9 protein-coding genes are annotated in these 7,996 nt (G+C 65.9%); 8 read left to right on the forward strand and 1 reads right to left on the reverse strand.

Going from position 1 to position 7,996, the window contains the following annotated elements; genetic code table 11:
* The first annotated feature begins 184 nt into the window (after positions 1-184).
* The 4 genes from ACFE99_RS07395 to ACFE99_RS07410 all read left to right on the forward strand — a co-directional run bounded on the left by ACFE99_RS07395 (position 185) and on the right by ACFE99_RS07410 (position 3,972).
* Positions 185-1,192, forward strand: coding sequence for a VWA domain-containing protein (locus ACFE99_RS07395; protein ID WP_375483862.1), 1,008 nt, complete (start codon positions 185-187; stop codon positions 1,190-1,192).
* A gap of 122 nt (positions 1,193-1,314) precedes the next feature.
* Entirely contained in the window at positions 1,315-2,079 is a 765-nt protein-coding gene (gene fabG1, locus ACFE99_RS07400) for a 3-oxoacyl-ACP reductase FabG1 (RefSeq protein WP_375483864.1), read from the forward strand.
* A 34-nt stretch (positions 2,080-2,113) separates the two neighbouring features.
* Positions 2,114-2,923 carry an NADH-dependent enoyl-ACP reductase InhA gene (gene inhA, locus ACFE99_RS07405; RefSeq protein WP_375483866.1) on the forward strand — a complete coding sequence of 270 codons (810 nt, stop codon included), beginning with the start codon at positions 2,114-2,116 and terminating at the stop codon, positions 2,921-2,923.
* A complete protein-coding gene (locus ACFE99_RS07410) occupies positions 2,923-3,972 on the forward strand; it encodes a ferrochelatase (protein ID WP_375483868.1) in 1,050 nt (349 codons plus the stop codon). Before inhA ends, ACFE99_RS07410 begins: the two co-directional genes overlap by 1 nt.
* Here the strand turns inward: ACFE99_RS07410 and ACFE99_RS07415 are convergent.
* Positions 3,938-4,801: a hypothetical protein gene (locus ACFE99_RS07415; protein ID WP_375483883.1), complete on the reverse strand. Its 864-nt coding sequence runs from the start codon at positions 4,799-4,801 to the stop codon at positions 3,938-3,940. The two genes, ACFE99_RS07410 and ACFE99_RS07415, sit on opposite strands and share 35 nt — an antisense overlap.
* Before the next feature lie 58 nt (positions 4,802-4,859).
* Between ACFE99_RS07415 and ACFE99_RS07420 the strand changes: the two genes are divergently transcribed.
* The 4 genes from ACFE99_RS07420 to ACFE99_RS07435 all read left to right on the forward strand — a co-directional run.
* Positions 4,860-5,294, forward strand: coding sequence for an NfeD family protein (locus tag ACFE99_RS07420; protein WP_375483870.1), 435 nt, complete (start codon positions 4,860-4,862; stop codon positions 5,292-5,294).
* A gap of 26 nt (positions 5,295-5,320) precedes the next feature.
* A complete protein-coding gene (locus tag ACFE99_RS07425) occupies positions 5,321-6,460 on the forward strand; it encodes an SPFH domain-containing protein (protein WP_375483872.1) in 1,140 nt (379 codons plus the stop codon).
* Positions 6,461-6,469: 9 nt separating this feature from the next.
* Positions 6,470-6,829, forward strand: coding sequence for a DoxX family protein (locus ACFE99_RS07430; protein ID WP_375483874.1), 360 nt, complete (start codon positions 6,470-6,472; stop codon positions 6,827-6,829).
* Positions 6,830-6,974: 145 nt separating this feature from the next.
* The coding region (locus tag ACFE99_RS07435; RefSeq protein WP_375483876.1) for a hypothetical protein at positions 6,975-7,996 on the forward strand (1,022 nt) is incomplete at its 3' end.

Genomic DNA, 7,996 nt, shown 5'->3' on the forward strand with positions numbered 1-7,996 from the left:
CGTGACGACTTCGCCATGGCGGCGGCGGCCCACCGCGCGGAGGTGGCCCAAACGCTGCGCGGGTGCGTAGCGCCGCTGCTGTCGCTGCGCACCGATCGCGATTGGATCGCCGACATCGTCCGGTTCGTCGAGTCGCGCCGGCGCGGGGCATTGGCGGGGATGCAGTGACGGATACCGGTCCGCGATGACGCTGCCGTTGCTCGGGCCGATGACGCTCTCCGGCTTCGACCACCCGTGGTTCTTCCTGTTTTTGCTGGCCGTCCTCGGCTTGGCCGGGCTGTACATCATCGCGCAGGTGGCGCGGCATCGCCGGATGCTGCGGTTCGCCAACATGGAACTGCTGGAAAGCGTTGCGCCCAAACGACCTACGCGGTGGCGTCACCTTCCGGCGATCTTGTTGGTGGCCTCGCTGCTGCTGCTGACGATCGCGATGGCCGGCCCGACCCATGATGTGCGGATTCCCCGTAACCGCGCGGTGGTGATGCTGGTGATCGACGTGTCGCAGTCGATGCGGGCCACCGATGTCGAACCCAACCGGATGGTCGCCGCGCAGGAGGCCGCCAAGACGTTCGCCGACGAGCTGACCCCGGGTATCAATCTCGGATTGATCGCGTATGCGGGTACTGCGACCGTGCTGGTCTCCCCGACCACGAACCGGGCGGCGACCAAGGCCGCCCTGGACAAGTTGCAGTTCGCCGACCGTACTGCCACCGGCGAGGGTATTTTCACCGCGCTGCAGGCCATCGCCACGGTAGGGGCGGTGATCGGCGGTGGCGACACCCCGCCGCCGGCGCGAATCGTGTTGTTCTCCGACGGCAAGGAAACCGTGCCGACCAATCCGGACAACCCCAAGGGAGCGTTCACCGCGGCGCGAACCGCCAAGGACCAGGGTGTGCCGATCTCGACGATCTCGTTCGGCACCCCGTACGGCTTCGTCGAGATCAACGGCCAGCGCCAGCCGGTGCCGGTCGACGACACCACGATGAAGAAGGTCGCCGAGCTGTCGGGCGGCAACGCCTACAACGCGTCTAACTTGCAGGAACTCAAGCAGGTCTACTCGACACTGCAGCAGCAGATCGGCTACGAGACGATCAAGGGCGACGCCAGCGTCGGCTGGCTGCGGCTCGGTTCGCTGATCCTCGCGCTGGCGGCATTGGCGGCGTTGCTGATCAACCGGCGCCTGCCGACCTGACTTTCGCCTGCCGAGTGGCCACTTGATGCACGCTTTCGCCTCGGAAAGCGTGCCATAAGTGGCCACTGGGCGAGGAGCCAGCCGATGTCGGCGTCGCGCTCGCGAGACGCTAAGTTGACGGGGTGACTGACGTTGCTACCGAAAAACCGACTGAAGCCCCCGCCGCGGGCAGACCACCATTCATCGCCCGATCGGTATTGGTCACCGGGGGAAACCGGGGGATCGGGTTGGCCGTGGCACGCCGCTTGGCTGCGGACGGGCACAAGGTCGCGGTGACCCATCGGGCCTCCGGCGCCCCGAAGGGGCTATTCGGTGTGGAGTGCGACGTCACCGACTCCGCCGCCGTCGACGCGGCGTTCACCGCCGTCGAAGAGCACCAGGGCCCGGTCGAGGTTCTGGTCGCCAATGCCGGCCTCAACGCAGACGCATTCCTCATGCGGATGACCGAAGAGAAGTTCCAAAAGGTCATCGACGCGAACCTCACGGGCGCTTTCCGGGTGGCCCAGCGTGCATCGCGCAGCATGACCAAAAAGCGGTTCGGGCGGATGATCTTCATGGGTTCGGTCTCGGCCACCTGGGGCATCGGAAACCAGGCCAACTACGCGGCGTCCAAGGCCGGCCTGATCGGCATGGCCCGCTCGATCGCGCGGGAGCTGACGAAGGCGTCGGTCACTGCCAATGTGGTGGCACCGGGTTATATCGACACCGACATGACGCGCGCGCTGGATGAGAGGATCCAAAAGGGGGCACTGGACTTCATCCCGGCAAGGCGGATCGGCACCGCCGACGAGGTCGCCGGTGTGGTCAGCTTCCTGGCTTCCGAGGACGCCAGTTACATTTCCGGCGCGGTGATTCCCGTTGACGGCGGGATGGGGATGGGTCACTAGGTTTCGCCGGCACTCCCTCGACATAAGGACGGACATGGCAGCACTGCTTGACGGTAAACGGATTCTGGTTACCGGGATCATCACCGATGCGTCGATCGCGTTCCACATCGCACGGGTGGCGCAGGAACAAGGCGCGCAGCTGGTCTGCACGGGGTTTGACCGGCTGCGGCTCATTGAACGCATCCTTGACCGGCTGCCTGAAAAGCCGCCGCTGCTCGAACTCGACGTCCAAAACGAGAACCATCTCGGCACGCTGGCCGACCGGGTGATCGAAGTCATTGGGGAAGGCAACAAGCTCGATGGCGTGGTGCATTCGATCGGCTACATGCCACCCAGCGGGATGGGCATCAACCCGTTCTTCGACGCGCCTTTTGACGACGTCTCCAAAGGCATTCACATTTCGGCGTATTCGTACGCGTCACTGGCTAAGGCGCTGCTGCCGATCATGAATCGCGGCGGCGCGATAGTCGGCATGGACTTCGACCCCACCCGGGCGATGCCGGCCTATAACTGGATGACGGTGGCCAAGAGCGCGCTGGAGTCGGTGAATCGGTTCGTCGCGCGTGAGGCCGGTCCGTACGGTGTGCGGTCCAACCTTGTTGCGGCCGGCCCGATTCGGACGCTGGCGATGAGCGCGATTGTCGGCGGCGCGCTGGGTGAAGAAGCCAGCAAGCAGATGGAGCTGCTCGAGCAGGGCTGGGACCAGCGGGCCCCGATCGGCTGGGACATGAAGGACGCCACCCCGGTCGCAAAGACGGTGTGCGCGGTGCTGTCCGACTGGCTGCCGGCCACCACCGGGGACATCATCTACGCCGACGGCGGTGCGCATACCCAGCTGCTCTGATGCAGTTTGACGCTGTCCTGCTGTTGTCCTTCGGTGGACCGGAGGGGCCAGAACAGGTGCGGCCGTTTTTGGAGAACGTCACCCGGGGACGCGGCGTGCCACCAGAGCGTCTCGATGAAGTCGCCGAACACTACCTGCACTTCGGTGGGGTGTCGCCGATCAACGGCATCAACCGGGCGCTGGTCGCCCAGCTGCGCGCGGAACTAGCCGGCAGCTTGCCGATATATTTCGGCAACCGTAACTGGGAGCCTTACGTCGAGGATGTCGTTACGACAATGCGCGACAACGGGATTCGCCGTGCGGTAGTGTTCACGACGTCGGCGTGGAGCGGTTATTCCAGCTGCACCCAGTATGTCGAGGACATTGCCCGGGCCCGGGCAGCGGCCGGCGCCGAAGCGCCCGAGCTGGTAAAACTACGGCCGTACTTCGATCATCCGCTGTTCGTGGAGATGTTCGCCGATGCCATCGCCGCGGCCGCCGACACGGTGCCGGCGGGCGCGCGGCTGGTGTTCACCGCGCACTCGATCCCGGTCGCCGCCGACCAGCGCTGCGGACCTCGGCTGTACAGCCGCCAAGTCGCTTATGCCACAAGCCTAGTTGCTGCCGCCGCCGGGTATTCCGACTACGATTTGGTGTGGCAGTCGCGATCAGGCCCGCCGCAAACCCCTTGGCTGGAGCCCGATGTCGCCGATCATGTCGCGACGCTTGCGGAGGGGGGCACCAAGGCCGTCATCGTGTGTCCCATCGGGTTCGTGGCCGACCATATCGAGGTGGTGTGGGATCTCGATCACGAGGTGCGGGCGCAGGCCGAGGCGGCGGGCATGGCGTTCGCGCGGGCCAGTACTCCCAACGCCGATCGGCGATTCGCCCGGCTAGCCGTCGGCTTGATCGACGAACTTCGCTACGGCCGCGAGCCGGCGCGGATCAGCGCGCCCGATCCGGTGCCGGGCTGCGCGGCGAGCATCAACGGTGCGCCGTGCCGACCGCCGCACTGTGTTGCCGAATGGTTGTCGGTCAGCACGGCCACGCCGACCGAAGAATCGCGCTGACCGCGGCCATCCTGGCCGAACGCACCACCGCGGCCAGCGGGCGTAGCGCCTCGGTGGCGATCTGAGCTTGCGACGCGGATTGCGCTGCGGTGGGCAACCGGCTCAGCCCACGGCTGACTGTGATGATCGCGTCGACGTGTGCCGCATTCTCCAGAACGCGCAATGCCCGTGACGGCGCGTGGTCGGGAACACGGTGGCGGCGCGAGGATTCGACCAGCTGCTCGACCAGTCCCCGCGGATCGGCGACGTCGGTGTTGGCGGATCCGAGTCCGAGAGTGCCGAGGGCATCGGCTGCCGACCGCACCGCTGAGCGCAGCGCGTATTCGGCGTCGCCGAGCTCGTCGTGGTCGAGCGTGGGCGCCGCGGGCAGCGAATACACCGTCCAAGACAGCGCACACAATTCGGGCGTGTCGGTTTCGTCGTCGGATTCGTCATATCGGCACTCCGGGACCAGTCCGACGGCCACCGACGGGTCGCGGGGATCGCTCACGATCATCGCCTCCCCAGCCGCGAGCGCATCACGCTCGAATTGCGTACCGGCCGCCAGCCCCCGCACATCGCCGGGCACCGGCAACACCACATTCACTGACGGACCGTTGACCGCCGGCCGGCCCGCTGCGGTGCGCAGCGTCTGCAACAGCGACACCGCGGCGCCGTCATGTACGTCGGGCCACGGCAGACCGGTGTGCCCAGCCGCGACGGCATCATACGCGGTGACGGATTGCCTTGGCGCCCAGCGTGATAACGCATCGAGAACGTCATCGGGCGCCGCCTTGGCGGCAAGCCAAGCGTTAGCCCATACGGAGAGCGTCGCACTGGGGCACCACATGGTCTCGCAGTCTAGTTGTTCGCCGTGATTGCGGCTGTTCACGCGATATCCTGGCCGCATGCCTGCAGCCCTGCTCTGGCTGATCTTCGCGTTGGGACTCGCTGGTGCGGAGGCGTTGACCGGCGACATGTCCCTGTTGATGCTCGGTGGCGGGGCGCTGGCGGCGGCCGCAACGAGTTGGCTGCTGAATTGGCCGATCTGGGCCGACGGGGCGGTATTCCTGGTGGTTTCGGTTCTCTTGCTGGTGCTAGTGCGTCCTTCGCTGCGGCGGCGGCTGACGCCAGCGAAGGGAGTATCGACGGGGGTGCAGGCGCTGGAGGGCAAGAACGCGCTGGTTGTCGACCGCGTCGCACGAGACGCAGGTCAAGTGAAATTGGACGGTCAACTGTGGACGGCGCGGCCGTTCGACGACGCCGACGTCTATGAGCCCGGCGAGTTGGTAACCGTCATGCGCATCGACGGTGCCACCGCGGTGGTGTGGAAAAACATCTAAGCCCTCTGGAGCAATAGGAGAACCCAATGCAAGGTGCGGTTGCTGGTCTGGTGATGCTAGCTGTTTTAGTGATTTTCGCCGCCATCGTGGTGGCCAAATCGGTGGCATTGATCCCGCAGGCGGAGGCCGCGGTGATCGAACGGTTGGGCCGGTACAGCCGCACGGTCAGCGGGCAGCTGACCTTGCTGGTGCCGTTCATCGACCGGGTCCGCGCCCGGGTGGATCTGCGGGAGCGCGTGGTGTCTTTCCCGCCGCAGCCGGTGATCACTGAGGACAACCTGACGCTCAACATCGATACCGTGGTCTATTTCCAGGTCACCAACCCGAAGGCCGCGGTCTACGAGATCAGCAATTACATCGTCGGCGTTGAGCAGCTGACCACAACCACGCTGCGCAATGTGGTGGGTGGCATGACGCTGGAGCAGACGCTGACGTCCAGAGAGGTGATCAACCGGCAGCTGCGCGGGGTGCTCGACGAAGCGACCGGCCGCTGGGGGCTGCGCGTGGCCCGCGTGGAACTGCGCAGCATCGACCCGCCGCCGTCGATTCAGGCATCGATGGAAAAGCAGATGAAGGCCGACCGGGAGAAGCGGGCGATGATCTTGACGGCCGAGGGCAATCGCGAGTCGGCGATCAAGCAGGCCGAGGGCCAAAAGCAGGCGCAGATCCTGCAAGCCGAGGGCGCCAAGCAGGCGGCGATCTTGGCGGCGGAGGCCGACCGGCAGTCCCGAATGCTGCGGGCGCAAGGGCAACGGGCGGCGGCGTACTTGCAGGCCCAGGGCCAAGCCAAGGCCATCGAGAAGACGTTCGCCGCGATCAAGGCCGGCAGGCCCACGCCCGAACTGCTGGCCTACCAGTATTTGCAGGTGCTGCCGCAGCTGGCCCAGGGTGAAGCGAACAAGGTGTGGGTGGTGCCCAGCGACTTCGGCTCGGCCTTGCAGGGATTCACCAAACTGCTGGGCGCACCCGGTGACGACGGGGTGTACCGGTACCAGCCGTCGCCGGTCGAGGACGTGCCCACGCCTCAAGACGACAGCGACGAGATCGCCGATTGGTTCTCGACGCAGACCGACCCCGCGATCATGCAGGCGGTGGCCAAGGCCGAGGCCGACGCGCGCAAGCCGGTGGAGGGCCCGGTCGGGACGACGCCTGAGTTGGGTCAATAAAATAACGCAATGAGCTTTGTCACATCGCCGAAAACATATGCGGCACTAGCGGCCTTCCAAGCCGGGGATGCGGTGGCATGCGCGGTGCCGCTACCGGCCATCACCAAATCCCTTGACACGGTCGGTGTTCCGACTGATATCCGGTGGATTTTTCCGCTTGTCAAAGCTGCCGCGGCAGTGGGGTTGCTGTCAGTATTCCGGTTTCCGGCGCTGGCCCGGCTGACCACGGCGATGCTGACACTGTATTTCGCGCTTGCGGTGGGTGCTCACATTCGGGTGCGCGACCGCGTCGTCAACGCAATTCCGGCGGCATCGTTTCTGGTGACGTTCGCCGCGATGACGGCCAACGGGCCCGATCCGCGGGTCTGACGCCGGGCTTCGCCGTCTTCGGCCTGCTGACACCGACTCTTTACGGATCGCCATGATGGGGCTGCCAGGTCGTCCGGTACGCCGTATCGCTGAACCTTGCCGTGGTGGCTAAGCTGGTAATCGCGCCAATTGGCTTGGAGGAACTGTGGACATCGTCCTCGGTGTGTCGATGGCCCCCACGACGGTCCGCATGGTGCTCGTCGAAGGGGAAAACGCCGACGGAGCCACCGTCGACGAAGACGGCTTCGACTTCCCCGCTGACGAGGGGTCGGCAACCACCAGCGCGCCGCAGCGGGTGATCGCGGCCATCCTCGGAACTCGGGAGAGCGCTGCAGAAGGCGATTACCACCTCGCGGCAACCGGGGTCACGTGGACCGACCCTGTCGAAGCCGCCGCGCTCCGTGACGCGCTGGCGGACCACAAGGTCGAGAACGTCATGCTGGTCTCGGCGTTTCTGGCCGCGGCCGCTTTGACACAGTCGGTCGGTAGCGCTGTGGGCTATAGCGACACCGGGCTGCTGTTCCTGGAGCGCGACGCCGCGACGCTGGCGATCGTCGACTCGACCGACGGTTCGATCACCGATGTACGCCGGCGGCCAGTGCAGGGCGCAGCACCACTCAGCGAGTTAACCGACCTGATGGCCCAGTTGGATGCGCTGGAGTCCCCGCCAGAGGGAGTCTTTGTCGTCGGCGCTGGCGTTGACATCACCGCGATCAAGCCCCACCTGGAGGCGGCAACTGCGTTGCCGGTGAGCGTCCCCGAAGAGCCCGACATGGCACTGGCCCGAGGCGCCGCCTTGGCGTCAGCCAATGCGCCGCTGTTCGCCTCGTCGACCGCCGCTGTCGCCTACTCCCAAGTCCCGGATTGGACGACGGCCGGAGTGGTCGAGCCATATGTGGCCGACGCCGATGCGGGTAACCCGCTGGCTTATCTCGCCGCAACCGAAGACGACGCCTACACCGCCGTCGACGCTGACTTCGGCGGCGAGGACCAGGGCCGCAAGCCCTTGCTGGTGGCGCTTAGCGTCATGACGATCTTCTTTGTTGGGGTTTTCGCGCTGGTGGTTTCCCTGGGCATTCGTGCTCGCCCAGCGATGAGTCAGCAGCCCAGCGTCGCTGGAAACCTCATTTATCCGGTGAAGGAGGCGCCCGCGCCTGCTCCGAAGTC

The sequence above is a fragment of the uncultured Mycobacterium sp. genome (genome assembly GCF_964249325.1).
Classification (GTDB): domain Bacteria; phylum Actinomycetota; class Actinomycetes; order Mycobacteriales; family Mycobacteriaceae; genus Mycobacterium.